The following is a 25,641-nucleotide window of genomic DNA, read 5'->3' as shown; positions in this document are numbered from 1 at the left end:
GGGGAGAGGGCCCGGCGGCGTCGTCCGGACAAGGTCCCCGGCAGCGTCCCGACGCCGCACCGGCGCCGTCCGGCGCGGCCGGGCGGGCCTCCGGCACGCGAGGGCCGGACGTCCGGCGACGCCCGCGCTGACCTGGGTTACGGTGGGCCGCACGACACGGGGTGCGTCCCGGCCGGTCATCGCTGCGACATCGTCGCGGCCGGCCGGCGGGGCGCTGAGAACACACCCGTCGAACCTGATCTAGCTCGAACTAGCGAAGGGATGTCGACATGCGTGCGCGCGCACCTGAAGACAGCTCCGCCGGCAGCGCCGGCACCACCGTTCCCGCCCCCGCCGCCCCGTCGGTGCCGCCGAGAGGCTCCCGCCCCCGCGTGCTGGCCGTCGCGGGCTCCGACCCCTCCGGGGGTGCGGGGATCCAGGCTGACCTGAAGTCGATCGCGGCCGCGGGCGGCTACGGGATGGCCGCCGTCACGGCGCTGACCGTGCAGAACACCCGCGGGGTGCGGGACGTGCACGTGCCGCCCGCCGCGTTCCTCGCCGCCCAGCTCGACGCCGTCAGCGACGACGTGGCCGTCGACGCGGTGAAGATCGGGATGCTCGCGTCGGCCCCGGTGGCCCGGGCCGTGGCGGCCTGGCTCGACGGCCTCCCGCACGACGCGTCCGGCCCCTCCGGCACGGCAGGGCGCCCCGCCGTCGTGCTCGACCCGGTGATGGTCGCGACCAGCGGCGACCGGCTGCTCGACCCGGCCGCCGAGGACGCGGTGCGGGACCTGCTCGGCCGCGTGGACGTGGTGACGCCGAACCTCCCCGAGCTCGCGGCCCTCGCACAGGAGCCTCCGGCGGCGAGCTGGCCCGCCGTCCTCGACCAGGCGCAGCGGCTGGCGGCCCGGCACGGGATCCTCGTGGTGGCGAAGGGCGGCCACCTGCGCCCCGACGAGGCCGACGGGCCGCCGGCCGGGGCCCCGGACGCCCTCGTCGGGCCGCAGGGCGTGCTCGTCGAGCTGCAGGGACCGCGCGTGCCCAGCTCCTCGACCCACGGCACGGGCTGCTCGCTGTCCAGCGGGCTGGCCGCGCGGTACGCCCGCACGGGCGACTGGGCCGAGGCGCTGCGGGGCACCAAGACGTGGCTCACCGCGGCGATCCGGGCGGGGGAGGGCCTGCGGGTCGGTCGCGGGAACGGCCCCGTGGACCACCTGGTGGGCCTGCGCGCCGGCGCGGTGGAGCAGCCCGCGACGTCGCCCGCGACGGGCGCGGGGACCGCGCCAGGGGACGGCCAGGGGGACGGGCAGGGGGAGGACGTCGTCGCGCGGTGGTGGGACGACGCGGCGGGCGTGCGTGCCGCGATCGACGGCCTGGCCTTCGTCCGGTCGCTGGGCGACGGGACCCTCGACGCCGCGCACTTCCGCGCCTACCTGGAGCAGGACGCGCTCTACCTGCGCGACTACGCCCGCTGCCTGGCCCGGGCGAGCGAGCTCGCGCCGACGCGGGCGGAGCAGGCCTTCTGGGCCGGCGGCGCGCACGGTGCGCTGGTCACCGAGCTCGACCTGCACACGCGCTGGCTGGGCGGGGAGCCGCAGGACGTGCCCACCAGCCCGACGACGGCGGCCTATCTCGACCACCTGCGCGCGGCCGGCGACGACTACGCCACCCTCGTGGCCGCCGTCCTGCCCTGCTACTGGATCTACCAGGACGTGGGGGAGCGCCTGGCCGCACGCAACCGTCCGGACCACCCGTACGCGGCGTGGCTGGGCACCTACGCGGACGACGCCTTCGCCGACGCGACGCGCGAGGCGGTCGCGATCCTGCGCCGGGCCGCCGCGGCGGCCGACGCGCCCACCCGCGACCGGATGGCGGCGGCGTTCCGCGCGGCCTGCGAGCACGAGCTCGCCTTCTTCGACCAGACCGGCCTGCCCCGCGCGGCGAGCGAGGCGGGCGACGCCGCAGGTGCCCCCGCCGGTCCCGGGCGCGTCGTCGGGCGCGTCGCGGTGGCCTGACCGCGGGCCCGTCGGGGTTCCCGCCGTCGCGCACGCTCTCGGGCGCGACGGCGGGATCTCGCGGGGGTAAGCGGTATCCCGAGTTCGCGGCGCACCGCGTGATCCGGGCAAGCGTGTCGGGGGCGAGTGACAGAATGGATGTGATGCCCGACACGAAGCGCACTTCGCGCAGCCGCAGCCGAGGCGCCCGCCGCGCCGATCCCTCCGAAAGTCCCAGGAGGAGCCCCGCCTCCTCCGCCCCCCGACCTCCCGCCGCGCCCGGCACCCCGCCGGGTCGCGCCGAGGGCCCGCCGGGCCGCCCGGGCGACGCCGCCCCCGCGCCTGGCGCCCCCTCGGCCCCCGCCCCTGCGGGCTCCGAGCTCTCCACGTTCGCGTCCGTGCGCCGGCTCTACCCGTACGTCCGGCCCGCGGTGCCGCGCATGGTCGGCGGCCTCTTCTCGGCGCTCGGCGCGAGCCTCGCGGCGCTGGCGATCCCGCGCGTGCTGCAGGCCCTCGTCGAGGGCCCGCTCGCCGAGGGCGCGGCCGCCCACGACCTCGGCGCCCTCGTGGTGCCCGTCCTCCTCGTGCTCGTGCTGGGCGTCGCCGAGGCGGGGTTCGTGCTGCTGCGCCGCAACCTCGTGATGTACCCGGGCACCCGGGTCGAGGCCGAGCTGCGGATGGCGCTGTTCCGCCACCTGCAGGACCTGCCCGTCGCGTTCCACGACCGGTGGCCCGGCGGCCAGCTGCTGAGCCGCATCATGGGCGACCTCGGCCTGCTGCGCCGGTGGCTGGTCTTCGGCCTGCTGCAGCTCGTCGTCAGCATCGTGACGATCGTGGTCGGGGTCGGCATCCTGCTGGCCACCGCCGGTTGGCTGGGACTCGTCTACCTCGCCGGCGCGATCCCCGTGACCGTCATCGCGTTCCGCTTCTCGCGGCGCTACCGCGTCATCGCGCGCCTCTCGCAGGACCAGTCGGGCGACCTGGCCACCACGGTCGAGGAGTCCGTGCACGGCATCCGGGTGCTCAAGGCGTTCGGCCGCGGGCGCGACGCGCTGGACTCGTTCACCGACCAGGCGGAGGAGCTGCGGCGCACGGAGATCCGCAAGGCGGGCAACCAGGCCACGGTCACCACGTCGCTGCAGCTCATCCCCGAGGTCACGCTGGCCGTCTGCCTCGTGCTCGGCACCGTGCTCGCCGCCCAGGGGCAGATCACCGTCGGCAGCCTCGTCGCCTTCTTCCTGACGACCGCCGTCATCAACGGACCGGTCGTCGACCTCGGCATGACGCTCTCGATGACGCTCAACGCCCGCACCGCCGTCGACCGCTTCTTCGAGGTGATGGAGACCCCGAACCCGCTGGCTAACCCCGCCGACCCGGTAGAGCCCGGCCCGGCGCGCGGCCACGTCGAGCTGCGGGACGTGACCTTCCGCTACGAGGACGCGGCGCGCCCGGTGCTCGAGCACGTCGACCTCGAGCTCCCCGTCGGCACGACCACCGCGCTCGTCGGGCTCACAGGCTCGGGCAAGTCCACGCTCGCGATGGTGGTGCCGCGCATCTTCGACGTCACCGGCGGCGAGGTGCTGCTCGACGGCGTGGACGTGCGCCGGCTGCGACGCCACGACGTACGCCGCGCGGTCGCGGTCGCGTTCGAGGACCCCACGCTGTTCTCCGCGTCGGTGCGCGACAACGTGCTGCTCGGCGTCCCCGAGGCCGGCCCCGACGCCGTGCCGGAGGAGGAGCGCGAGCGGCGCCTGCACGAGGCGCTCGAGGTGGCGCAGGCGGGCTTCGTCGCCGACCTGCCGCGCGGCGTCGAGACCCGCATCGGGGAGGAAGGGCTGTCCCTGTCCGGCGGGCAGCGGCAGCGGCTCGCGCTCGCGCGGGCGATCGCGGCGCGCCCCGCCGTGCTCGTGCTCGACGACCCGCTGTCCGCGCTCGACGTCGCCACCGAGGAGGCCGTCACCACGCGCCTGCGCGACGTCCTCGACGGGACGACGAGCCTCGTCATCGCGCACCGTCCGTCCACCGTGGCGCTCGCCGACCGTGTCGCCGTGCTGCAGGACGGCCGGATCACGGCCGTGGGCACGCACCGCGACCTGCTCGCCACCGACGCCCACTACCGGCACGTCATCTCCAGCCTGGAGCAGGACTGGGAGGAGTGCGCCGAGCACGCCGACCAGGAGGAACCTGACCACGACCGGACCGCGCAGGCCCAGACCGCGCAGGCCCAGGCCGCGCAGGACGAGAAGGAGGCACAGCGGTGAGCCGCCCCAGCACGCCGGAACCGTCCCGGCCCACGTCGTCCCCGCCCCAGGACGGCGACCGTCGCCGCCCCACCGACGCGACGTCGGACGACGCCACCCGGCTCGACGCCGAGGCGTCGCGCGCCGTCCGGTCCCGCTCCCTGCGCCTCCTGGGCGGCCTCCTGCGGCCACGGCGTGGCGCCCTCACGCTCGCGGGCCTCCTGGTGGTGGTCTCCACCCTCGGCCAGGTGGCCGGGCCGTGGCTCGTGTCGCTGGCCATCGACTCCGCCGTGCCCGACCTGAGGGCCGGCGACGTCGGCACCCTCGTCCTGGTCGGTGCCACCTACCTGCTCGCCGCGGTCGTCGGCGGGCTGTGCGCCGGCGCGTACGTCCGCCAGGCCGCCCGCATCGCGCAGGGCGTGCTGCTCGACCTGCGCCGGCGCGTCTTCCGGCACACCCAGCTGCTGAGCCTGGAGTTCCACGAGTCGTACACGTCCGGCCGCATCATCAGCCGCCAGACGTCGGACCTCGAGGCGCTGCGCGAGCTGCTCGACGGCGGGCTCACCGGCGTCGTCTCCTCGCTCATGCTGATGATCTTCACCGGTCTGAGCCTGTTCCTGCTGGACTGGCGCTCGGGCCTCGTGCTCGCGGTGGCGCTCGTGCCGGCCTGGCTGCTCACCCGGTGGTTCCAGAAGCGCTCGCAGGTGTTCTACCGCGAGCAGCGCACCACGTCCGCGCGGCTCATCGTGAAGTTCGTCGAGACGATGACCGGGATGCGGGCCGTGCAGGCGTTCCGCCGCGAGTCGACCACGGAGGCCGAGTACGGCCTGCTCAGCGAGCAGTACCGGGACGCCAACCTCAACACCATGGGGCTCAACGGCCGCTACCAGCCGGGCCTGGTGCTCATCGGGAACGTGGCGGTCGCGGTCGCGCTCGCGATCGGCGGCTGGCGCGTCTACTCCGGCGGCCTGGACGTCGGCGTGCTCGTGGCGGCGCTGCTGTACGTGAAGCGGTTCTTCCAGCCGATCCAGCAGCTCGGGAACTTCTACAACTCCTTCCAGTCCGCCACGGCGGCGCTCGAGAAGGTCTCCGGCCTGCTGGCCGAGGAGCCGACCGTCGTCGAACCGCGCCGTCCCGTGGCGCTGCCGCACGCGCGCGGCGCCCTGCGGCTGGACCACGTCACCTTCCGCTACGGCGACGGCCCCGTCGTCCTGCCCGACCTGGACCTCACGATCCCGGCGGGGCAGACGGTGGCGCTGGTCGGCACGACGGGCGCGGGCAAGTCCACGCTCGCCAAGCTCGTGACCCGGTTCTACGACGCGAGCGAGGGGCGCGTGCAGCTCGACGGCGTGGACGTGCGCGACCTGTCGACCACCGACCTGCGGCGCGCCGTGGTCATGGTGACGCAGGAGGCGTACCTGTTCAGCGGGTCGGTGCGGGAGAACATCGCCCTCGGGCGGCCCGGCGCCTCGCAGGCGGACATCGAGGCCGCCGCACGGGCGGTCGGGGCGCACGAGTTCATCCTCGACATGCCCGACGGGTACGACACCGACGTCAACAAGCGCGGTGGCCGCGTCTCGGCCGGGCAGCGGCAGCTGCTGTCGTTCGCGCGGGCCTTCCTGGCGGACCCGGCGGTGCTGGTGCTCGACGAGGCGACCTCGTCCCTCGACATCCCGGGCGAGCGGCTGGTGCAGCACGGCCTGCAGACCCTGCTGGCCGACCGCACGGCCATCATCATCGCCCACCGGCTGTCGACCGTCGCCATCGCCGACCGCGTGCTCGTCATGGAGCACGGGCGCGTGATCGAGGACGGCACGCCCGACGAGCTGGCGGCGGGGGACGGGCACTACGCCGCGCTCAACGCCGCGTGGCAGGACTCGCTCGTGTAGCCGGCGTGGGGCCGAAACCGTCGGTGCGGGACGGGCCGGCCGAGAGGTTCTTCGCGGGGACGCGTTCACGGGCGCCAGGGCGCCCTCCACTTCGGGAGGGATACGTCCCCGCGAAGAACCTCTCGGCCGACCCGTCCGCCCATGACTCGCGGCGGGTGGTCGATCAGGCCGGCGAGGTAGCGCCCGCGCGTGGGCGCGGCGGCCGGCCGGTGTCGTCTCAGCGCCGTCCTCGGCGCGACAGGAGCGCGAGGTCCACCGGGTCGACGATCGTCTCGAGCTCGTCGCGTACCCACCAGTCGCCCGTCCGACGGCGTTCGTCCGGCGTCGTGTACCGGTAGCGGAACAGGCGCATCCGCACCCAGCGGGGGCGCGCGCCGTCGAACGGGTCGCGTCGCAGCAGCCGCAGCGTCGCGGGGTCGGCCTCCAGCAGCCGCAGGCACAGCCGCGGGATCCACGGCCCCGAGGCGCCCAGGGGCACGAACCACAGCACCCAGTCGAGCCGCAGGTGGTACGGCGCGACCTGCGGCGGCCTGCGACCGACGTCGCCCGGCTTGCCGCGGAAGGCGTACTCGCGCCAGTCGCCGGGCCCGGGCCGCTCGGCGAGCGTGCCCTCGACGATCACCTCGTCGCGCCGCCGGGTCACGCTGCCGAACGCGCCGTACGCGTTCACCAGGCGCAGCGGCTCGAAGCTCGCGTTCATCCGCTGGTGCCGGGAGGCGAGGTTCAGCGCGGGGCGGACCGACAGCACCCCCAGGACGACGACGACGGCGCTCGCGGCCACGAGATAGGCGGGCGGGACGCCGGGGGTCGGGGCGGGCGTGGCCGCCGCCGGTCCGAGGGCGCCGAGCAGCGCGCGCCACACGCCGTCGGACACCATCGACGCACCCAGCACGATCGCGGCCCAGTTCAGCCACGCGAAGTTGCCGGTGAGCACGAGCCAGCCCTGGGTCACGACGACGACGCCGCCGGCCACGCTGGGCAGCGGCTGCGGCAGCCACAGCAGCCAGGGCACGAGCAGCTGCGTGACGTGGTTGCCCACCACCTCCGTGCGGTGCCACCAGCGCGGCAGGTGGTGGGCGTGCCAGGAGAGCGGCCCGGGCATCGGCTGCGTCTCGTGGTGGTGGTCGAGGGCGGTGAGGTCGCGCCACGCCCGGTCGCCGCGCCACTTGATCAGGCCGGCGCCGAGCTCCAGCCGGAACAGCAGCCAGCGCGCGGCGAGCACCAGCAGGAACGGCACGGGGACGGCGGGGGAGCCGAACCACGCGGCGAGGAACGCGAGCTCGCACAGCAGCGACTCCCAGCCGAACGCGTAGAACCGCTGCCCGACGGAGACGATCGAGAGGTAGCCCGCCCACAGCACGAGCAGGACCCCGGTCGTGACCCACCACGGCCCGGTCTGCGGCAGCCCCACCAGTACGGCGGCGCCTCCCGCGGTCCCGAGCACCCCCACGACGACCAGCAGGCGGTCGGAGTAGTACAGGTGGAACAACGACGGCGCGTCGCGGAACCGCACCTGTGCGGTGAACCGCCGCACCGGGAGCAGCCCGTGGTCGCCGAGCAGGGGACGGAACTGGCCCAGGGCCTGGAGGAAAGCCAGGCACAGCAGCGCGCCGGTGCCGCGCTGCAGCACCTCGCGGGCGACGTCGTAGTCGACGGTGGCCCACCAGCCGCCGAGCAGGTCCGGCTGCCACGCCAGCTCCTCGGGCACTCCTCCACGCTAGTCGCGGGCGGCGTCGCCCGCCTCGACCAGACGCTGCACGAGGGCGTGGGCCGCCGGGGTCGGCGCGCCGACGGTGAGGGCGAGGACCTCACGGGTGGCGCCGGGCAGGGGGTGCGCCACGACGTCCGGGTTCCGGTGGGCGCGCAGGGCGAGCGAGGGCAGCAGGCTCACGCCGGCCCCGGACGCCACCAGGGCCTGCACGGCCACGTAGTCGTCCGTCTCGAACGCGATGCGCGGTGCGTACCCCGCGGCGGCGCAGCGGGCCACCAGGTCCGCGCGGCACCGCTCGCACCCCGCGATCCAGGCGGCGTCGCGCAGGTCGGCCAGCGACGTCGCACCGTCGCCCTGCCCCGCCCCGGCCCCCGCACCGTCCGCCCGCCGGACCAGGGTGATCGGCTCGGAGTGCACCTCGGTGACCTCGAAACGCGACAGGTCCATCGCGGGCCGGGCGTGCGGGGCATCGGTGTGCCGGAAGACGAGGGCGACGTCGACGTCGCCGGCCTGCAGCGCCGCGACCGCCTCGGGCGGCTCCGCCTCGACGAGCCCGACGCTCAGCCCGGGGTGCGCGGCCCGCAGCCCGGCGACGGCGGCGGGCACGAGCGTCGCCAGCGCGGACGGGAACGCGGCGAGCCGCGCCCGCCCCGCGCGGAGCCCCGCCAGGGCGTCGAGCTCGCGACGGGCGCCCTCCACGCGCCCGAGGATCTCCTCCGCGCGGGCGGCGAGCAGACGGCCCGCCTCCGTGAGGCGGACGCCGCGCCCCGCGCGCTGCAGGAGCGCGATCCCGGCCTCGGCCTCGAGCCGCGCGAGGTGGTGGCTGACCGACGGCTGGGCGTAGTGCAGCTCGCGCGCGGCGGCGGTCACCGAGCCGGTGCGGGCGACGGCTGCCAGGACGCGCAGCCGCGTGAGGTCCAGGTGGGGCGGGGGAGCGGGGTCGACGGACACGGGGTCAGCCTACGACGACGCATCGGCCGTATCGATGCCTGGCAGTCAGAACAGGCATTGGACCTATCGGTCGGCCCCCGGTGATCCTGAGGTGATGACGACGATCCCGCAGCCCGTCCCCGAGGAGCCCGCGCCCCCGACGATGCGCGACGTGCTGGCCGCGGCCCGCCGCGTCGACGGGCTCGTCGTCCGCACGCCCGCCCTGGCGCACCCCGAGCTGGACCGCGCCGTCGCCGCGGCGGGCGCCGTGGGCGCGAGCCTCGTCGTCAAGCACGAGAACCTGCAGCACACGGGCGCGTTCAAGGTGCGCGGCGCGCTCAACCTGCTGCTCGGCCTCGACGACGAGGCGCGCCGGCGCGGCATCGTCGCCTACTCGACCGGGAACCACGCCCAGGCGCTCGCGCACGCCGCCCGGCACACCGGCACCGCCTGCACGATCGTCATGCCGCGCCACCCGAACCCGCTGAAGGAACGAGCCGTGCGCGACCTCGGCGCCGACGTGGTGCTGGACGGCGAGACCTTCGACGATGCCCGGGTGCGTGCCGGCGCGGTGGCCGCGGCCACGGGAGCGCGCCTCGTCGGCGCCGCCAACGAGCCGGTCCTCGTCGCGGGCGTGGCCACCGCGACCCTCGAGCTCCTGGAGCAGGCGCCCGACCTCGACGTCCTCGTCGTCCCGGTGGGCGGCGGCTCGGGGGCCGCGGCCGCCTGTCTCGTCGCGGGCGCGCTCGCCCCCGGCCTGCGCGTGATCGCCGTGCAGGCCGCCGCGTCCCCGGCCGCCCACGACTCGTGGCGCGCGGGGGAGCTGCGCACCGCGGCGAACGCCACGCGCGCCGAAGGGCTCGCCGTCGGCTGCGGCTTCGCCCTCACCCAGGCCGTGCTGCGCGAGCGCCTGACGGACTTCCTGCTCGTCGACGACGACGCCATCACCGCCGCCCAGCGCCTCTACCTCACCGGCGCCCGGACCGTCGCCGAGGGGGCCGGCGCCGCCGCCCTGGGCGCCGTCCTCACGCACCCCGCCGCATTCGCGGGGCGCCGGGTCGGCGTCGTCTGCTCGGGCGGCAACGCCAGCGAGGTCGAGCTGCGCAGGGCGCTCGTCGGCTGAGGGAAGGCCGGACCGCCGCACGCGTCGACAGGTGCGGGCCCATCGCCCGGGGATACGCTGCCGGGCATGGCCCGCTACTTCGACGTCCACCCGGTCGACCCGCAGCCCCGGGCGATGGGGCAGGTCGTCGCGCTGCTGAACGACGGGGGGCTCATCGCCTACCCCACCGACTCCGGGTACGCGCTCGGCTGCCGCGTCGGCCAGCACGACGGCACCGAGCGGATCCGCCAGATCCGCCACCTCGACGCCGGACACCACTTCACCCTGGTGTGCGCCGACTTCGCGCAGCTCGGCCAGCTCGTGCGGCTCGACAACACCGCCTTCCGCGCGATCAAGGCCGCCACCCCCGGGCCGTACACGTTCATCCTCCCCGCCACCCCGGAGGTGCCGCGGCGCCTCGCGCACCCCAAGAAGAAGACCATCGGCGTGCGCATCCCCGACTCGCGGGTCGTGCAGGCGCTGCTGCGCGAGCTCGGCGAGCCCCTGCTGTCGTCCACGCTCATCCTGCCGGGCGCCGAGCAGCCCCTCACCGACGGCTGGCAGGCCAAGGAGGAGCTCGACCACGTCGTCGACGCCGTCGTGGACGCCGGCGAGGTGCTGCCCGAGCCCACCACCGTCGTCGACTGGTCCGAGGGCTACCCCGAGGTCGTCCGCGGCGGAGCCGGGGACCCGTCCCGCTTCGAGTAGAGACCTGCGAGCGGCCGGACGCGCCGACCAGCCGGAGCGCACGCGGTTAGGGTGCTGCTCATGAGCGACCGCGGACTTGCCCTGGCCCGATCCAAGATGCAGGCGGAGGGCGTCGCCCCCGCCGCGATCGAGACCTTCACCCGCTTCTACCACCTGCTCGAGTCCGGCGAGACGGGCCTCGTGCGCGAGGCGGACGTCGAGCCCCTCACCGACCTGCCGCGGCACGCCGACCTCGCGGTCTCCGACGCCGACGCCGAGGCGGCCCTCGCACGCACCGCCATCATCAAGCTCAACGGCGGGCTCGGGACCTCCATGGGGATGGACCGGGCGAAGTCGCTGCTCACGGTGCGCGACGACGCCCCCGCCGACCGCTCCGGCGAGGCGGGCGGTACGGAGTCGCTCACGTTCCTCGACGTCATCGTGCGCCAGGTGCGCGCCGCCCGGGCGGCCACGGGTGCCCGTCTGCCGCTGGTGCTGATGAACTCGTTCCGCACCCGCGACGACACCCTCGCAGCCCTCGCCCCCTACGACGACCTCGCCGTCGACGGCCTGCCGGTGGACTTCCTGCAGAACCGCGAGCCCAAGCTGCGCGCCGACACCCTCGAGCCGGTCGAGTGGCCCGCCGACCCCTCGCTCGAGTGGTGCCCGCCCGGGCACGGCGACCTGTACCCCGCCCTGCACGCGTCCGGCGTCGTGCGGGCGCTCCTGGACGCGGGCTTCAGGTACGCCAGCGTCTCCAACTCCGACAACCTCGGCGCCGCCCCCGACGGGGCGATCGCGGCCTGGTTCGCGGCGTCCGGGGCCCCCTACGCGGCCGAGATGTGCCTCAAGACGCCCGCGGACGTCAAGGGCGGGCAGCTCGTGGTGCGCAAGAGCGACGGCCGCATCGTGCAGCGCGAGACGGCGCAGACGCACCCGGACGACGTCGACATCTCCCTCGACCCGACGGTGCACCGGTACTTCCACACCAACAACCTCTGGTTCGACCTCGAGGCGCTCGCGGCCGAGCTCGACCGCACCGGCGGGGTGCTCGAGCTGCCGCTGATCCGCAACGAGAAGACCGTGGACCCGACCGATCCGTCGTCGCCCGCCGTCGTGCAGATCGAGTCCGCCATGGGCGCGGCCGTGGCCGTGTTCGAGGGCGCGACGGCGATCGAGGTGGGGCGCGAGCGCTTCCTGCCGGTCAAGACGACGAGCGACCTGCTGCTCATGCGGTCCGACGTCTACGAGCTCACCGGCGACTACCGCCTGGTGGCCCAGGTCGACGCCCCGCTGGTGAAGCTCTCGAAGACCTACAAGCAGATCGCGGGCTTCGACGAGCGCTTCGCCCAGGGCGCGCCGTCGCTGCGGGCGGCGTCGTCGCTCACCGTCGACGGCGACTGGACCTTCGGCGCCGGCGTCCGCGCAGAGGGCGACGCGGCGCTGGCGGACGCGGGCGAGCCCGCCACCGTGCCCGACGGCGCGACCGTCACCGCGGACGGCGTCACCTCCTGAGGTGTTGTGAGCGCGATTTCGGGGACAATCCGCGCCCGGATAGTCCCCGAAATCGCGCTCACAACACGTGGGCGGGGAGGTCGACGACGCGGTCGGCGCCGGGAACGGGGGCGAGGGCGCCCGCCGAGGCCGCGGCGAGGTCGTCGCGCAGGCGGGGGAGCGCGGCCGGCGGCACCAGCAGGGCGAGCCGCGCGACGGCGGCGTACGTCGGCTGCTCGAGCACGGCGCCGTGCTGCCCCGCCCAGTCGCGCAGCAGGTGGTCGACGCGGCCGGCGTCGGCGTGCGGCACGTCGATCGTGACCTCGGTGAGCACCTCGCGGCGTCGGAGCACCCCCGCCGACGCCGCGACGTCCAGCGCCTCCGCGACCGCGCCCGAGTAGGCCCGCACCAGGCCGCCGGCGCCGAGGAGGACGCCGCCGAAGTAGCGCGTCACGACCGCCACGACGTCGGTGAGCTCCCGTCGTCGCAGCACCTCCAGCATGGGCACGCCGGCGGTGCCCGAGGGCTCGCCGTCGTCGGAGGAGCGCTGCTGGTCGGCGCGCGTGCCGACCACCAGGGCCACGCAGTGGTGGCGGGCGTCCCAGTGCTCCTTGCGGAGCCGGGCGACGACGGCGTCGGCGGCCTCGACCGAGGGGGCCGGGGCGAGATGAGCGAGAAGCGCGACTTCTTGACGACCAGCTCGTGGTCGACGGGGGCGGCGAGCGTGCCCGGGAGCGCGGGAGGGGAGGGGCTGTCGGGTCGGCTCACCGCACGAGGCTACGACGGCCGTCGACACGCCGAGCGACCTCCGGAGAAAAAGTGTGCCAAGCGCCAGGATGGACCCATGACGCAGAGCAGGAACGGGGCCTCCGCCCCGGAGAGTGACGCCCCTGCTGCGGCGCCCGTCACCCGGTACCCGCGCCCCACGGTCTCGCTGGACGAGGCGGAGTGGGTCTGGCGCGAGCTGTCCGTGGAGGCGCTGCGCCCCGGCGGGAAGCCCGAGGTGGTGCGCCTGGCGGTGATCGCGGGGCTCACCCGGGCGACGGGCGCGCGCTACGGCGACCTGCTGCGGGTGCGGGCGGAGGACCTCGATCTGGGGCCGGAGCCGGCTGCGGCCGCCCGGCGTGGCCGGGTCGGCGGCGCGCGGGACCCGGGGGAGGGGAGGGTCCTGCTGCGCCACGGCAAGCACCGGACGCTGCGCGAGCACCGGCTGCCGCCCGAGGTGGTGCTGCTGCTGCGGCACTGGATGGTCGTGCGGGAGGAGCTCGCCGCCGAGCTGGAGGGCTCGGTGCCGCGCGCGCTGCTGCTCACCGTGCACCACACGCACGACAACGGCACGACGGTCGCGAGCGGGCTGCCGATCACACGGCAGGGGCTGGTGCTCTCGTGGCGGCGCTTCGCCCATCGCACCAACGCGCGCTACGGGGCGGTCCGGGCGCCGCTGCCGACGCGGTTCGAGCAGGTGCGCAGGGCGTGGGTGGACGCGGGCGTGCCGGACCTGGGCCGGGAGCTGGTGCCCCCGGGCGAGGGTGTCGAGCAGGTCGATGAGCAGCCCGGTGAGGACGCGATCTCCATCATCCGCGAAAAATAGTGTGTCACGCGCCTTGAAACACCAGGTATTGCCGCGAACGGCTCACCGACCGGGGCCCAGAGAGCGGGGTCGCCGGCGCGTCTCCTGAGGGCCGACCCGGGACGACGGTCAGGCGGTGGCGGTGGCGGTGGCGATGCCCAGCAACGGCGCCCCGGGGGAGTGCGACGGCAGCTCGTGGAAGCCGTACCGGTCGTAGAACGCCCGCGCCCGGCTGTTGGCCGGGTCCATCCCGAGGTGGACGCCGGGCACCCCGCGCTCGGCGAGCGCGGCGCGCAGCGTGTCCATGAGGCGGCGGCCGAGACCGCGCCCCTGGTTCTCGGGCAGGAGATCGATGTGCAGGTGCGCCGGATACCGGTCGAGCTCCTCGGCGCTGATGCCGCGCACCATGCGGCCCGGGTCCTTGCCGGCGTCGAGCAGGGCGGCCTCGGAGAACGCGGGCTCCCGGCCCGCGGGCGCGGCCCCCGCCCGCGGGTGGCGCTCGGCGAACCCCGGCGCCCAGGCGCGCTCCCACCACGAGACGAAGGCGCGGGTGTCGGCCACGGCGATCACGTACCCGGTCAGGCGGCCGTCGTCGACACGCAGGACGTCGTCGGCCGGGTCGGCGGGCCGAGGGTCCGCGGCGAGCTCGTCGTCCGGCCGGACGACGACGAACGCGAGCTCGGGCGAGTGGTCGACGTAGGGGAGCGCGAACACCTCGGGCATGAGGAGGTCGTCGGAGTAGAGGCCGCGGGCGTCGGCCCCGCCCGCGGCGGTGCGGACGCAGACCTCGGCGACGGCGGCTCGGTCGGTGGCGCGGTAGGGACGGATCACGGCCTCATCATGCCGGAGGGGCGCCGCCCGCCGGTGCGGACGGCGCCCCTCCGGTGCCGGGACGTCGGGCGAGGCCGGGCTACTTCTTCTTCCGAGCCGTCGTGGTCCTGCTCGAGGCGGTCTTCGCGGCGGCGGTCCTGCCCGCGGCGGCCTTCTGCGCGGCGCCCTTCTCGGTGGTGGCCCCTGCGGTCGAGAGATCGCCGCCGGCGCTCTCGAGGTGGGCGCGGACGAACCAGTGGAACAGCTCGAGCTCGTGCAGGTGGCCGATGAGCAGGTCGTTGGTCACGTCGTCGAGGGGCTCGGTGTCCTTCGCGGCCTTGCGGTGCGCGGTGATGACGCCCTCGTAGACCTCGTCCAGGGCTCCGAGGTGCTCGATGGCGGAGGCCCGGCGCAGGGAGTAGTCGTCCCAGGTGCGCGTCGCGACGAGAGCACCCGGCGTGCCGACCGGCGAGACACCGAGGGTCGCGATGCGCTCGGCCACCGCGTCCGTCATGGCGCGGACCGCGTCGACCTGCGGGTCGAGCATCTCGTGCACCGCGATGAAGTGCGGGCCCACCACGTTCCAGTGCACGTGCTTGAGGGTCAGGTGGAGGTCGGTCAGGGAGTTGAGCCGCTCCTGCAGGATGGCGGCCACCTTCGCGCCCTGCTGGGTCGTGAGCGAGGGCACCGTATAGCGCGGGGTGTTGCGGTCAGCCATCGGGGAGTCTCCGTCCTCGTGCGTTCGACGTCGGGTCGGCGCGGCCGTGAGGTCAGCGCGCCTCGCCATCGTCGCGCCGGACGGCGGTCCACGCGAGCGCGGCCAGGGCCGCCACCCCGAGGGCCACGAGCCACGGCACCTCGCGGCCGGCCACCGCCCAGGCCGCGCCCCCGGCCATGAGCGCGACCGCGACGAGGACCCCGTCGCGCGCGAGGCCGTGCCGCAGGGCGGCGATCTCCACGCGCTCCGTCGCGGCGACGTGGGACGCCCACCACCCGAGCCGTGTCACCACGTACGCGAGGGGGGCGAGCCACAGCACGGCCGGGTCGAAAGGTGCCGCGCCGGACCCGAGCAGCTCGAGCGCCGCGGTCACGAGGGCGACGTGCGCGGGCGCGGGACCGGGGCGGACCGCGGCCCACACGGTGACGACCCCGGTGATGAGGACGAGCAGCTCGGTGAGGAGGTGGGCCCGCGTGCCGGCTGCGGCCACGAGCACGGCCACGGCGACGACGAAGGCGGCCCGCAGCGTCCAGCCGGGCACCCGGCGCCCGGTCGTCACGCCGACGACCGGCAGCGGGCGCCCGGTGGCGTACCGCGACCGCCACCAGGCCCGGACCCGGGCGGGCAGGGTGCGGCTCATCGCGCCCCCACGGCGCCGCGCCGGTGCCGTTCGTCGGCGCGGACCAACGCCTCGAGGCGGAGGGCCGCCTCCTGGCGGGCGTCGCCCGCCCAGCGCACGACGGGCACGCCCTCGGCCACCATGCGGTGCAGCCGGTCGTCCCGCTCGGCCCGTGTGACGCGCCACGCGAGGCGCATGTGCTCCTCGCGCGCCCCGCGCACGTCGGGCAGGGTGTCGACCAGGACGACGGGGTGGCCGACGGAGCGCCAGGCGCGCACCAGCGCGAGCGGCTCGTCGTCAAGCACGGTGCTGAACAGGTACACCACGGCGTCGGCGGGCACCTGCGGGGCCCGCAACCGCCGGTCGGGGCTGCCGACCGGGCTGCTCAGCGCGAGCGCGTGCAGCACGCGTCGCAGATGGCGGCGGCCCGCAGCGGGCGGGAGCGGGCGCCGCCGTCGTCCGAGGTCGTCCACCCCGACGCGGTCGCCCGCCGCGACGAGCGCGCCCGCCACGGAGGCCGCGGCGTGCCGCGCGAGGTCGAGGGACGTGGGCTCGTCCACGCGCTGCGGTCCGGTTCCGCGCCAGGTGCGCAGGTCGGGCCCGACGTCGTCGCGCGAGTCGACGACGAGCACGGCGGTCGCCTCGGCCGTGGCGTAGGTCCGGCGCACGTACAGGGTCGACAGGTCCGGGGAGCGCCGCGCGGTGGTGCGCCAGTCGATGCGGCGCAGCCGGTCGCCGGGTGCGAACGGGTGCACGTCGCGCAGCTCGTCGCCGTCGCCGAGGCGGCGGGACGTGTGCGGGCCGGTGAGCCCGCGCAGCCGGCGCGGCACGGGGACCCGCTGGAGCGGCATGGCGGTGGGGAGCACGAGCCGGTCGGGTGCGGCGACGGAGACCGGGTCCTCCGCGACGGTGCCGCCCGCACCGTAGCCCCGCGCGTCGACGTGGAAGGTGCGCTGCGGGCCGGTGCGGACGGTGCTCAGGCTGAGCGGCAGGTCGCGCGGGGTCGCGGCGACGACGACCCCGGCCGTGCGGTGGCCGGGTGCGGAGACGCGGGCGTGGAGGAGCTCGCTCCCGGGCGCGGGGGCGAGGCGCAGCACGGCGGTGAGCTCGCCGGGGGCGGCGGCGCGGGCGGTCGGCTCGATCGTGACCCCGGTGCCGTGCCGCGGCACGGCCGTGCGCCACGCCCCCGGGCGGCCGGCCCACAGCGCGCCGAGGAGCGGGGCGACGCCGAGCAGCGCGACGTCGGCCCGCCCGGTGAGCAGGCCCAGGGCGAGCACGAGGACGCCGGCGCCGAGGCCCGCGGCCGCCTGGGGGCTGCGTCGCCAGGCCGCCGGGGTAGTTCCCGTCGGGCTGTCGGGCATCAGGGCCTCACCCCTGCCGTCCGACCGTGGCGGGCCCCGGCACGGAGGCGAGGAGCTCGGTCACGACGTCCTGGGCGCGGACCGCCGAGGCCCAGGCGGTCGGCGTGAGGGTGAGGCGGTGCGCGAGCACCGGGACGGCCACGCGCTTGACGTCCTCCGGCAGGACGAAGTCGCGACCGTCCAGCACGGCGACCGCGCGGGCCAGGAGCAGGAGGTTCTGCGAGCCGCGGGGCGAGGCCCCGACCTCGAGCGCACCGTGGGTGCGGGTGGCGGCGGCGAGGTCGACGCAGTAGCCGGCGACGTCGGGGTCCACCTCGGTGGTCTCGACCCCGGCCTGCATGCCGCGCACGGTCGCGGCGTCGACGACGGCGCGCACGGGTGCCGCCTCCTGGCGCCGCGCCACCCGGCGCAGCAGCACGTCCTGCTCCTGAGCCCGGTCCGGGTAGCCCACCTCGAGGCGCACCATGAAGCGGTCGAGCTGCGCCTCCGGGAGGGGATACGTGCCCTCGTACTCCACGGGGTTCGACGTGGCCATGACGTGGAACGGGCTCGGCAGCGGCCGGGAGGCTCCGTCGACCGAGACCTGGCGCTCCGCCATCGCCTCGAGGAGCGCGGACTGCGTCTTGGGCGGGGTGCGGTTGACCTCGTCGGCGAGGAAGAGCCCCGTGAACACCGGGCCCGGGCGGAAGACGAACTCACGGCTCACGGGGTCGAACACCGACGAGCCGGTGATGTCGCTGGGCAGCAGGTCGGGGGTGCACTGCAGGCGGGCGAAGTCGAGGCCGAGCGCGGTGGCCAGCGACCGCGCCGCGAGCGTCTTGCCGAGTCCGGGCACGTCCTCGAACAGCACGTGCCCGCCGGCGAGCACGGTGGCGAGCGCGAGCTCGAGCGTGCCGCGCATGCCGACGACCGCGGTGGCGACCTCGTCGAGGACGCGGCGGCCGAGGGCGGCCACCTCGGGGACGGGAAGGGGGTGCGCGGGGTCGTCGGTCATCTCTCGGGCCTTCCTTCGGGACGGGCGGTGGACGGTGCGTCGGACGGTGCGGAGGAGTGCGGGCCGGCCGGCATCGCGTCGAGGGCGTCTAGCCAGCGGTGCACCTCGCCGCGGCTCACGGGACGGCTCGTGGTGAGGCCGTGGACGACGTCGGCCCCCAGGAGGCTCGCGGCGGCAGCAGGTCCGCCCGGTGCGGCGAGGTCCACACCGCGCTCGGCGAGCCGGTCCGCGGCGAGGTCGCGGACGCGGCGCAGCACCCGGTCGCCCACGGCGCCGCTGCGGGTGAACGTGGCCCAGCCGAGCTCGCTGACGTCGTTGCGGGCGCCCTCGCGACGGTCGTGCACGACGTCCGGCCACGGCGTCTCCTCGCCGTCGTCGAGACGTCGCCACAGGGCGACCGTCGTCCCGGCGACGACGACGAGCAGCGCGGCGTGCAGCAGGTCGAGCACCCCGGTGAGGGTGAGTGCCACGCAGGCCGCGAGCGCCGGGAGGCCGACGGTGAGGAGGGCGCGCAGAGGCGGGGTGCGCGGGGTGTGCTTCCGGGTCATGGGTGCGGGGAGGTGTCGAGGGCGCGGGCGATGCGGGAGAGCGCGGTGCGGGCGGCGTGGACGGCGTCGGGAGCCACGGGCCGGTCGGTGAAGCGGGCGTGCTGGTAGAGGCGGCGGAGGGTGTCGACGTCGGTGGCGGGGACGGTGCGTCCGTCGTGGCGGTGGGCGGTGAGCAGGCGTGCGGTGAACTCGGTGGTGGTCTGGGCGGGGTCGCGTCGGGTGCCGTGCTCGGCGGCGGCGTCCTCGAGGGCGACCCAGGCGGCGACGACGGCGTCGTGGGGGGTGGCGGCGGCGTCGATGCGGGCGAGGGCGGTGGTGACGGCGTCCTGGAGCTCGGGGAGGGGAAGGTCGGCGACGGTGGCGGTGGTGGCGTGGCCGGGGGTGAGGTCGTCGGCGTCGTCGTCCTCCTCGGGGGTGGCGAGGGCGCGGACGGCGCGTCGGGCGAGGAGCCACAGGAGGACGGCGACGAGGAGGGCGCCGGCGACGGAGAGGGCGACGACGATCCAGGTGATGACGTCGGTGGACGGGGGTTCCTGGTCGCTGGGGACGAGCTGGCCGGGCCGGCGGTCGACGACGGGGTCGCTGGCGGTGGGGGCGGGGAGTGCCACGTCGGGGAGGCTGAACCGCCAGGGGGTGGCGGTGGCGGCGCCGAGGACGACGAGGAGCGCGAGGGTCGCGGCGGCGAGCGGTGCGAGGGTGCGCCGTGCGGCGGCGCGGCGGGTCCGCGTCGGTGGGGCCATGCGCTGACGCTATCGGCTGGTGGTGTCCTCGTGGGTGAGGTGGGTGGCGTGGATCCCGGCGACGGCGGCGGTGACGAAGGCGGCGGGGTCGCCGTCGAGGGACCGGCCCATGGTGGACAGGCGGGCGGGGGAGCGGCGCAGGGCGTCGAGGAGGGCGGCGTCGGCGGGGACGTCGTGGAGCCGGTGGCGGGCGGGGGCGGCGGTGAGGGTGGTGGCCTGCTCGCGGACCTGGCGGGTGAGGTCTGTTCCCCAGGCGGGGAGTGCCTCGAGGTCGGGGGTCGGCAGGGGGACGGGGACGTCGGCGGCGGCGAGCGCCACGCGGCCGTAGGCGGTGAGGCTGTGGTGGGAGACGCCGCGGTGCCGGTCGCGGGGGTCGGCGCCGGAGACGCGGAGGGAGGCGACGGGCCGGCCGCCGAGGGTGGCGGCGGCGTTGACGGCCTCGCCGGCGGCGACGCCGGAGAACCCCCAACGGGTGCCGGTGCCGAGGTTGCCGGGGCCCTGGGCGAGGACGACGAGGTCGGCGCCGGCGACGTGGCGGGCGGCGAGGAGGCCGGTGTGCACGGTGACGGCCTCGAGGTCGCCGCCGAACGCCTGGCCGACGGTGACGGTGGTGTGGAGCCAGCCGGTGTCGCGCAGGGTGGCGACGGTGCGGGAGAAGGCGGCGGGCAGGGCGCCGCCGTCGGTCATGACGTAGGCGACGCGGGGGTGGGGCCGGCCGGCGAGCTCGGCGGCGTGGCGGGCGCCGGCGACGACGGCGGGGAGCGCGGAGTGCAGGTCGGCGACGACGACGGGCATCCCGGCGAGGTCGTCGGCGTCGCGGAGGGTGTCGTGGTGGTCGGACTCCTGCTCGTCGACGCCGAGGACCATGGCCTGCAGGGGGGTGTAGCGCGCCTTGACGAGGTGCCCGGGGCCGGTCTGCGGGTCGGCGGGCAGGGTGGTGGCGGCGTCGCCGGCGGGGCCGACGACGAGGGCGTACCCGCCGGTGCCGAGGCCGCGGGCGAGGGCGGAGACGTTGACCAGGAGCCGGTCGCCGACGTCGGGGTCGCCGACGAGGGTGGTGTAGGCGAGCCCGCGGACCTCCCAGGGCGCGGTGGTGAGGTCGCGCGACGGCAGGGGGGCGTCGAGGCGGAGGGTGACCTCGCGGGCGCCGGTCCAGGCGGCGCCGCGGGCGGTGACGGTGCCGGTGCGCCAGGTGACGTGCCCGGTGGGGGTGCTGTGCCGGCCGTCGGGCTGGCCGTCGGGCTGGCCGGCGCGGGGCGTGCGGGGCTGGGGCGGGTTCGGCGCTGTCGTCACCCGTGGAAGGCTACCGGCGACTAAGTTGGTGGCGATGCCAGCGAACCCTGCGGTCCCGGCTGCTGCCGAGCCTCCCGATCCCGCGCCGTCGTCGCGGGGCACCCCGCCCGCCGAACGCCTCCTGAACCTCGTCATCGCCCTGGTGAACACGAGCGCGTCGATGACGAAGCAGCAGGTGCGCGGTGGTGTGGCCGGGTACGGTGACGCGCCGTCGACGGAGGCGTTCGAGCGGATGTTCGAGCGGGACAAGGACACGTTGCGGGCGCTGGGGATCCCGATCGTCACGGTGGACGCGGGTGGGCACAGCGACGAGGTCGGGTACCGGATCGACAACGACGCGTACGCGCTGGGCGCGGTGGACCTGACGCCGGCGGAGCTGGGCGTGGTGGCGCTGGCGGCGCAGCTGTGGTCGGACAAGACGCTGCGCACGGACATGTCGCGGGCGATGACGAAGCTGCGGGCGGCGGGGGCCGGGGAGGTCGCGGCGGACGCGGTGGCCGGGCTGGCGCCGCGGGTGCGGGCGGCGGGCGACGCGTACGTGCCGCTGCTGGAGGCGGTCTCGGAGCGCCGGGACGTGTCGTTCCGGTACCGGGCGGCGAGCACGGGTCAGGAGCTGACGCGGCACGTGGAGCCGTGGCGCATCGCGGCGCGCGGCAGCGGCTGGTACCTGGTCGGCTTCGACCGGGCGCGCGGGGCGGCGCGGGTGTTCCGGCTGTCGCGGATCTCGGGCAAGGTGCGCGTGGGGTCGCAGGCGGGGGCGTTCGACGTCCCGCAGGCCGTGGACGTCGACGCGATGCTGGGGGAGCGGGTCGGGGTGCTGCAGCGGGCCGTGCTCGCCGTCGTGCCGGAGCGGGCGCAGGCGCTGCGGGCGCGGGCGCTGCCGGGGGGCGACGGACCCGGGGAGGGCCGGCGGGACGGCCGGGACGTGCTCGAGGTGGAGTTCCGCAGCCTGTCGGCGTTCGCGGACGAGGTGGCGGGGTACGGGCCCGCGGTCGTGGTGCTGCGCCCGGCCCGGCTGCGCGAGGACGTGCTGCGGCGGCTGGCGGCGGCCGCGACGCTCGACGGCACTGACGACGGCGACCCTGACGGTGCTGCGGGTGTGACGGGTGACGAGGGTGACGACGCGGTGAGGGAGGGTTCGCATGGCTGAGCGGGCCGACGACCGGCTGGTGCGGCTGCTCGGGCTGGTCGCGTACCTCGACGGCGCCGGGCCGGTGCGGGTGGAGGAGCTCGCCGACCGGTTCGGGGTCACCCCGCGGCAGGTGCGCGAGGACGTGGACGCCCTGTGGGTGTCGGGCACCCCCGGGTACATGCCCGACGACCTCATCGACTTCGACGCGTTCTCCCTCGAGGACGGCGTCGTGACCCTCACGCAGGCGCGCGGAATGACGCGCCCCCTGCGCCTGGGCACCCGGGAGGCGGTCGCGCTCGTCGCCGCGCTGAGGGCCATGCACGCGTCCCCGGCGGTGCAGGCGGACCGGCGCCGGGCCGCCGTCGTGGCGTCGGCGCTGGACAAGCTGACGGCCGCGACGGGAGAGGCTGCCGGTGCCGTGGACGTGCAGCTCGAGGGCGACGGCGACCCGCAGGTGGTCGCGGCCGTCACGACCGCGCTGGCCGAGGGCCGCCGCCTGCACCTGCGGTACGTCAACGCCGCCGACGTCACGACCGAGCGGGACGTCGACCCGCTGCGGCTGCTCACCCAGGACGGCGCCATGTACCTCGTGGGCTGGTGCCTGCGCGTGGACGGGCGCCGCACCTTCCGGGTCGACCGGATCCTCGACGCCCGCGTCCTGGACGAGCCGGTCGCCGAGCGCGACGCCGCCGTCGCCGGCGACCTGGGCGCCGACGTGTGGGCGTCCGTCGCGCACCGCGGCGCCCCCGCGGCGACGCTGCGGCTCGCGTCCGCGGCCCGCTGGGTCGCGGAGGAGGTGCCCGCCGAGTCCGTGCGCGACCTGCCGGACGGCACGGTCGAGGTGCGCCTGCGCGTGACCAACCCGGCGTGGCTGCGGCGGCTGCTGCTCGCGAACGCGCCCGACGTCGTGGCCGTCGACCCGCCCGACGTCGCCCGCGACGTCGCGCAGTCCGCCCGGGCCGCGCTCGCCGCGTACGCCTCGACCACCGCCGACGAGCCCGGCACCCGGCACGACGGGTCCGGCGACGGGTCCGGCGCACCCCCGGCCGGGGACGACGGGCCCGGCGCCACGAAGACCGTAGGCTGACCCGCATGTGGGGCTGGATCTGGGCCGGGCTCGTCGTCGCGACCCTGGTGGGCGCGTTCTTCCTGGGGCGTCACCTGTGGCGGGCGGGGGTGCGCGCGCTGCGCGAGGCCACCCGTGCCGGGGAGGTGCTCGGGTCCGCCGCCGACCGCATCTCCGCCGCGGTCGCCGAGGCGGAGGCGCACCGCGCCGACACCTCGCCCACCCTCTTCGACGACCCCGTGGTGCTGCGCGAACGCGTGGCCCGGCGTCGCCGGCTCAAGGCCGAGCGGTCCGCGGCACGCCGCGAGCGCCAGGCGGCCACGTGGCGGCGCTGGGGGACCGGGAGCTGGGTGGCCGCCCGCACCGCCGACAAGGCGTCGCACGCGGCCCTGCGGTCCCGCACCCCGGCGCGCAGGAGCTAGTGCCCGCACCCGCCGCGCACGGTCGTCACCTGAACGTCACCGTCACGGACCGGGAGACCCACTAGGGTTGACCCCGACACACCCCCGCCCACGGGCGGACGAGAACGAGGAGCCATTCTCATGGGCATGCTCAAGCCCTGGCACATCATCGTGCTGGTGGTCGTGATCCTGCTGCTGTTCGGGGCGCGCAGGCTCCCTGACCTGGCGCGCAGCGTCGGCCAGTCGCTGAAGATCTTCAAGAAGGAGGTCAAGGACCTCACCGACGACGGCAACCCGGGCGACTCGAACGAGCCGCCGGCCGACACCACGTCGCGGTCCACCGGCACCGCCTCCTCGTCGACGTCGACGTCGGCGAACGCCCCGGCCACGGGCGACGGCGAGCAGATCCCGGGTCTGATCGACCCGAAGCAGCCGCGGGCCTAGTCGGTGCCCGGACAGTCCCGGGACCCCGAGGGGCGCATGCCCCTGCGCGAGCACCTGCTGGAGCTGCGCAAGCGGCTCTTCCTCGCCGCGTGCGGCCTCGTGGTGGGTGCCGCCGCCGGATGGGTCCTGTACGAACCGCTGCTCGCGGCGCTGCAGGCCCCCCTGTCGGCGGCGGCGCAGGAGCAGGGCAAGACGATCGCGCTCAACTTCACGGGCATGGCGTCGGCGCTCGACATGAAGGTCAAGGTCTCCCTCTTCCTCGGCGTCATCGTCACGTGCCCGTGGTGGCTCTACCAGCTGTGGTCCTTCGTGACCCCCGGCCTGACGAAGCGGGAGAAGGGGTACGCCTACGGGTTCCTCGGCGCCGCGGTGCCCCTCTTCCTCGGCGGTGCCGCGCTGGCGTGGTGGGTGCTGCCGCACGCCGTCGACATCCTGGCCGGCTTCGTGCCCGAGGGGGCGGTGAACTTCACCGACGCCCAGGGGTACCTCAGCTTCGTCATGCGCCTGGTGCTGGCGTTCGGCATCGCGTTCGTGTCGCCGGTGTTCCTCGTCGGGCTGAACATGGCCGGCGTGCTGCGGCACGAGACCCTCGCGAAGGGCTGGCGGTGGGCCGTGCTCATCGCCTTCGTGTTCGCGGCGGTGATGACGCCGACGCCGGACGCCCTGACGATGATCTTCGTCGCGCTGCCGATCTGCGTGCTGTACTTCGGCGCCCTCGGCCTGTGCCTGCTGCACGACCGGCGTGCCGACAAGCGCAGGGTCGCCCCCACTGTCTGAGCCCGGCCTGCACGGGGCGGCCCGCCCGCGCCGCCTCGGCGTGGTCGTCAACCCGACGGCGGGCAGGGGGCGCGCCGTGCACGCCGGCGCGGGCGTCCTGGCCGGGCTGCGCCGGGCGGGCCACGACGTCGTCGACCTGTCCGGCCCGGACGCCGACGCGGCTCTCGCCCGGGCACGGGCTGCCGTCGACGGCACGGGCGGCACGGGCGTGGACGCGCTCGTCGTGGTCGGCGGCGACGGCATGGTCCACCTCGGCGCGCAGGCCGTGGCGGGCACGGACGTCCCCCTCGGCATCGTGCCCGTGGGCACGGGCAACGACTTCGCCGCGACGCTCGGGCTGCCCGTGCGCGATCCTGGCGCGGCGGGCGTCGCGCTGTGCCGGGCGCTGGACGCCGGCGCCGCCGGGCGGCGCCCGGTGGACGCGGCCCTGGTCACCGGGCCGGGTCTCGTCAGTCCCGGTTCCGGCGCCGACCAGGGTGCCGGCCGCGCCGACGGCCCGAGGTGGGTGGCGGGCGCGGTCTCCGCGGGGCTCGACGCGGCGGTGAACGCCCGCGCCAACCGGCTGCGGCACCCGCGCGGCAGCGCCCGGTACACCGTGGCCGCCGCGCTCGAGCTGGTGCGCTACCGCCCCTGGTCGTACCGGCTCACGTTCGACGGCGTCGCCGACGGCCCGGCAGGGCTCCGCTCGGGTGCCGGCTCCGCGCTGCACCTGCGTCCCGGGCCCGGGGGCACCGCGACCTGGTCGGGCCGCGCGGCCCTCGTCGCCGCGGCCAACGGGCCGCAGATCGGCGGGGGCATCCGCGTCGCCCCGGCGGCCTCCCTCGACGACGGCCTGCTCGACGTGCTCGTCGCGACCGACCTGTCGCGGGCGGGCGCCCTCGCCGTCTTCCCGAGCATGTTCACCGGCTCTCACGTGCGACGCCGCAAGGTCCACGTCGTGCGGGCGCGCGCCGTGACGATCGAGCCCGGCCCCGACGCCTGGGTCGCGGGCGAGCGGCCCCTGCCGGTCGCGCACGCCGACGGCGAGCGGCTCGGGCCGCTGCCGCTGCGGGTGGAGGTGCGGGCCCGCGCCCTGCAGGTGCTGGTCGCGCCGCGCTGAGCGCGCCCCGGCGTCGACCGGGCGTCACAGCGCTCGCGCGGCG

At 76.3% G+C, this 25,641-nt stretch carries 24 protein-coding genes and 1 riboswitch; of the genes, 13 read left to right on the top strand and 11 right to left on the bottom strand.

Going from position 1 to position 25,641, the window contains the following annotated elements; genetic code table 11:
• Positions 1 to 147: 147 nt before the first annotated feature.
• Positions 148 to 279, top strand: a riboswitch (TPP riboswitch).
• From ACH436_RS03960 to ACH436_RS03950, 3 genes are all read left to right on the top strand, one after another.
• Positions 270 to 1,994, top strand: coding sequence for a bifunctional hydroxymethylpyrimidine kinase/phosphomethylpyrimidine kinase (locus ACH436_RS03960; RefSeq protein WP_430558857.1), 1,725 nt, complete (start codon positions 270 to 272; stop codon positions 1,992 to 1,994). Its footprint overlaps the riboswitch before it by 10 nt.
• Positions 1,995 to 2,371: 377 nt before the next feature.
• A complete protein-coding gene (locus tag ACH436_RS03955) occupies positions 2,372 to 4,234 on the top strand; it encodes an ABC transporter ATP-binding protein (RefSeq protein ID WP_430558856.1) in 1,863 nt (620 codons plus the stop codon).
• On the top strand, positions 4,231 to 6,102 hold the full coding sequence (locus tag ACH436_RS03950) for an ABC transporter ATP-binding protein (protein WP_430558855.1): 1,872 nt from the start codon (positions 4,231 to 4,233) through the stop codon (positions 6,100 to 6,102). The genes ACH436_RS03955 and ACH436_RS03950 overlap by 4 nt, the downstream gene beginning before the upstream one ends.
• 217 nt (positions 6,103 to 6,319) lie before the next feature.
• Here the strand turns inward: ACH436_RS03950 and ACH436_RS03945 are convergent, their stop codons facing one another.
• Positions 6,320 to 7,810: a lipase maturation factor family protein gene (locus tag ACH436_RS03945; RefSeq protein WP_430558854.1), complete on the bottom strand. Its 1,491-nt coding sequence runs from the start codon at positions 7,808 to 7,810 to the stop codon at positions 6,320 to 6,322.
• A gap of 9 nt (positions 7,811 to 7,819) precedes the next feature.
• Positions 7,820 to 8,764, bottom strand: coding sequence for a LysR family transcriptional regulator (locus ACH436_RS03940; RefSeq protein ID WP_430558853.1), 945 nt, complete (start codon positions 8,762 to 8,764; stop codon positions 7,820 to 7,822).
• Positions 8,765 to 8,858: 94 nt separating this feature from the next.
• On the opposite strand from ACH436_RS03940, the gene ACH436_RS03935 reads away from it, so the two are divergent.
• The 3 genes from ACH436_RS03935 (at position 8,859) to ACH436_RS03925 (ending at position 12,047) form a co-directional block, all read left to right on the top strand.
• A complete protein-coding gene (locus ACH436_RS03935; RefSeq protein ID WP_430558852.1) occupies positions 8,859 to 9,866 on the top strand; it encodes a threonine/serine dehydratase in 1,008 nt (335 codons plus the stop codon).
• A gap of 66 nt (positions 9,867 to 9,932) precedes the next feature.
• On the top strand, positions 9,933 to 10,553 hold the full coding sequence (locus ACH436_RS03930; protein ID WP_430558851.1) for an L-threonylcarbamoyladenylate synthase: 621 nt from the start codon (positions 9,933 to 9,935) through the stop codon (positions 10,551 to 10,553).
• Positions 10,554 to 10,613: 60 nt separating this feature from the next.
• Entirely contained in the window at positions 10,614 to 12,047 is a 1,434-nt protein-coding gene (locus ACH436_RS03925) for a UTP--glucose-1-phosphate uridylyltransferase (protein WP_430558850.1), read from the top strand.
• 58 nt (positions 12,048 to 12,105) lie between these two features.
• Here the strand turns inward: ACH436_RS03925 and ACH436_RS03920 are convergent, their stop codons facing one another.
• Complete coding sequence (locus ACH436_RS03920; protein ID WP_430558849.1) at positions 12,106 to 12,822, bottom strand: IMPACT family protein; 717 nt, start codon at positions 12,820 to 12,822, stop codon at positions 12,106 to 12,108.
• A 48-nt stretch (positions 12,823 to 12,870) separates the two neighbouring features.
• Here ACH436_RS03920 and ACH436_RS03915 point away from each other — a divergent pair, with 48 nt between their 5' ends.
• Positions 12,871 to 13,617: a hypothetical protein gene (locus tag ACH436_RS03915; RefSeq protein WP_430558848.1), complete on the top strand. Its 747-nt coding sequence runs from the start codon at positions 12,871 to 12,873 to the stop codon at positions 13,615 to 13,617.
• 108 nt (positions 13,618 to 13,725) lie between these two features.
• Here ACH436_RS03915 and ACH436_RS03910 read toward each other — a convergent pair whose 3' ends face one another.
• From ACH436_RS03910 to ACH436_RS03875, 8 genes are all read right to left on the bottom strand, one after another.
• Positions 13,726 to 14,427 (bottom strand): GNAT family N-acetyltransferase, encoded by a 702-nt coding sequence (locus tag ACH436_RS03910; protein WP_430558847.1) that lies wholly within the window; start codon positions 14,425 to 14,427, stop codon positions 13,726 to 13,728.
• Between the two features lie 79 nt (positions 14,428 to 14,506).
• Positions 14,507 to 15,124, bottom strand: coding sequence for a Dps family protein (locus ACH436_RS03905; RefSeq protein ID WP_430558846.1), 618 nt, complete (start codon positions 15,122 to 15,124; stop codon positions 14,507 to 14,509).
• A 52-nt stretch (positions 15,125 to 15,176) separates the two neighbouring features.
• Complete coding sequence (locus tag ACH436_RS03900) at positions 15,177 to 15,764, bottom strand: hypothetical protein (protein ID WP_430558845.1); 588 nt, start codon at positions 15,762 to 15,764, stop codon at positions 15,177 to 15,179.
• Positions 15,761 to 17,104 (bottom strand): DUF58 domain-containing protein, encoded by a 1,344-nt coding sequence (locus ACH436_RS03895; protein WP_430558844.1) that lies wholly within the window; start codon positions 17,102 to 17,104, stop codon positions 15,761 to 15,763. Before ACH436_RS03895 ends, ACH436_RS03900 begins: the two co-directional genes overlap by 4 nt.
• A 7-nt stretch (positions 17,105 to 17,111) precedes the next feature.
• Positions 17,112 to 18,098: an AAA family ATPase gene (locus ACH436_RS03890; RefSeq protein ID WP_430558843.1), complete on the bottom strand. Its 987-nt coding sequence runs from the start codon at positions 18,096 to 18,098 to the stop codon at positions 17,112 to 17,114.
• Entirely contained in the window at positions 18,095 to 18,646 is a 552-nt protein-coding gene (locus ACH436_RS03885) for a hypothetical protein (protein WP_430558842.1), read from the bottom strand. Before ACH436_RS03885 ends, ACH436_RS03890 begins: the two co-directional genes overlap by 4 nt.
• Positions 18,643 to 19,386: a DUF4129 domain-containing protein gene (locus ACH436_RS03880; RefSeq protein ID WP_430558841.1), complete on the bottom strand. Its 744-nt coding sequence runs from the start codon at positions 19,384 to 19,386 to the stop codon at positions 18,643 to 18,645. The genes ACH436_RS03885 and ACH436_RS03880 overlap by 4 nt, the downstream gene beginning before the upstream one ends.
• Positions 19,387 to 19,395: 9 nt before the next feature.
• Positions 19,396 to 20,679, bottom strand: coding sequence for a DUF3866 family protein (locus ACH436_RS03875; protein WP_430558840.1), 1,284 nt, complete (start codon positions 20,677 to 20,679; stop codon positions 19,396 to 19,398).
• A gap of 34 nt (positions 20,680 to 20,713) precedes the next feature.
• Between ACH436_RS03875 and ACH436_RS03870 the strand changes: the two genes are divergently transcribed.
• From ACH436_RS03870 to ACH436_RS03845, 6 genes are all read left to right on the top strand, one after another.
• Positions 20,714 to 21,829, top strand: coding sequence for a helix-turn-helix transcriptional regulator (locus ACH436_RS03870; protein ID WP_430558839.1), 1,116 nt, complete (start codon positions 20,714 to 20,716; stop codon positions 21,827 to 21,829).
• On the top strand, positions 21,822 to 22,898 hold the full coding sequence (locus ACH436_RS03865; RefSeq protein WP_430558838.1) for a helix-turn-helix transcriptional regulator: 1,077 nt from the start codon (positions 21,822 to 21,824) through the stop codon (positions 22,896 to 22,898). The genes ACH436_RS03870 and ACH436_RS03865 overlap by 8 nt, the downstream gene beginning before the upstream one ends.
• Before the next feature lie 5 nt (positions 22,899 to 22,903).
• Positions 22,904 to 23,299, top strand: coding sequence for a hypothetical protein (locus tag ACH436_RS03860; protein WP_430558837.1), 396 nt, complete (start codon positions 22,904 to 22,906; stop codon positions 23,297 to 23,299).
• A gap of 120 nt (positions 23,300 to 23,419) precedes the next feature.
• Positions 23,420 to 23,722, top strand: coding sequence for a Sec-independent protein translocase subunit TatA (tatA, locus tag ACH436_RS03855; RefSeq protein ID WP_430558836.1), 303 nt, complete (start codon positions 23,420 to 23,422; stop codon positions 23,720 to 23,722).
• Between the two features lie 36 nt (positions 23,723 to 23,758).
• Positions 23,759 to 24,499: a twin-arginine translocase subunit TatC gene (gene tatC, locus ACH436_RS03850; protein WP_430558835.1), complete on the top strand. Its 741-nt coding sequence runs from the start codon at positions 23,759 to 23,761 to the stop codon at positions 24,497 to 24,499.
• The gene (locus ACH436_RS03845; protein WP_430558834.1) at positions 24,465 to 25,598 is read left to right on the top strand and encodes a diacylglycerol/lipid kinase family protein; all 1,134 of its coding nucleotides are present in this window, start codon (positions 24,465 to 24,467) and stop codon (positions 25,596 to 25,598) included. The genes tatC and ACH436_RS03845 overlap by 35 nt, the downstream gene beginning before the upstream one ends.
• The last annotated feature ends 43 nt before the right edge of the window (positions 25,599 to 25,641 follow it).

This window comes from Isoptericola sp. NPDC019693 (assembly GCF_044389085.1).
Taxonomy (GTDB): domain Bacteria; phylum Actinomycetota; class Actinomycetes; order Actinomycetales; family Cellulomonadaceae; genus Isoptericola.
The sequence above is the reverse complement of the archived record's forward strand: the minus strand, read 5'-3'. Positions and strand labels throughout refer to the sequence as shown.

Coding starts and splice junctions, on each gene's coding strand:
- ACH436_RS03925 (WP_430558850.1), top strand. CDS start 10,614: ATGAGCGACCGCGGACTTGCCCTGGCCCGATCCAAGATGCAGGCGGAG.
- ACH436_RS03960 (WP_430558857.1), top strand. CDS start 270: ATGCGTGCGCGCGCACCTGAAGACAGCTCCGCCGGCAGCGCCGGCACC.
- ACH436_RS03900 (WP_430558845.1), bottom strand. CDS start 15,764: ATGAGCCGCACCCTGCCCGCCCGGGTCCGGGCCTGGTGGCGGTCGCGG.
- ACH436_RS03895 (WP_430558844.1), bottom strand. CDS start 17,104: ATGCCCGACAGCCCGACGGGAACTACCCCGGCGGCCTGGCGACGCAGC.
- ACH436_RS03865 (WP_430558838.1), top strand. CDS start 21,822: ATGGCTGAGCGGGCCGACGACCGGCTGGTGCGGCTGCTCGGGCTGGTC.
- ACH436_RS03915 (WP_430558848.1), top strand. CDS start 12,871: ATGACGCAGAGCAGGAACGGGGCCTCCGCCCCGGAGAGTGACGCCCCT.
- ACH436_RS03930 (WP_430558851.1), top strand. CDS start 9,933: ATGGCCCGCTACTTCGACGTCCACCCGGTCGACCCGCAGCCCCGGGCG.
- ACH436_RS03935 (WP_430558852.1), top strand. CDS start 8,859: ATGACGACGATCCCGCAGCCCGTCCCCGAGGAGCCCGCGCCCCCGACG.
- ACH436_RS03860 (WP_430558837.1), top strand. CDS start 22,904: ATGTGGGGCTGGATCTGGGCCGGGCTCGTCGTCGCGACCCTGGTGGGC.
- ACH436_RS03880 (WP_430558841.1), bottom strand. CDS start 19,386: ATGGCCCCACCGACGCGGACCCGCCGCGCCGCCGCACGGCGCACCCTC.
- tatC (WP_430558835.1), top strand. CDS start 23,759: ATGCCCCTGCGCGAGCACCTGCTGGAGCTGCGCAAGCGGCTCTTCCTC.
- ACH436_RS03890 (WP_430558843.1), bottom strand. CDS start 18,098: ATGACCGACGACCCCGCGCACCCCCTTCCCGTCCCCGAGGTGGCCGCC.
- ACH436_RS03885 (WP_430558842.1), bottom strand. CDS start 18,646: ATGACCCGGAAGCACACCCCGCGCACCCCGCCTCTGCGCGCCCTCCTC.
- ACH436_RS03870 (WP_430558839.1), top strand. CDS start 20,714: ATGCCAGCGAACCCTGCGGTCCCGGCTGCTGCCGAGCCTCCCGATCCC.
- tatA (WP_430558836.1), top strand. CDS start 23,420: ATGGGCATGCTCAAGCCCTGGCACATCATCGTGCTGGTGGTCGTGATC.
- ACH436_RS03905 (WP_430558846.1), bottom strand. CDS start 15,124: ATGGCTGACCGCAACACCCCGCGCTATACGGTGCCCTCGCTCACGACC.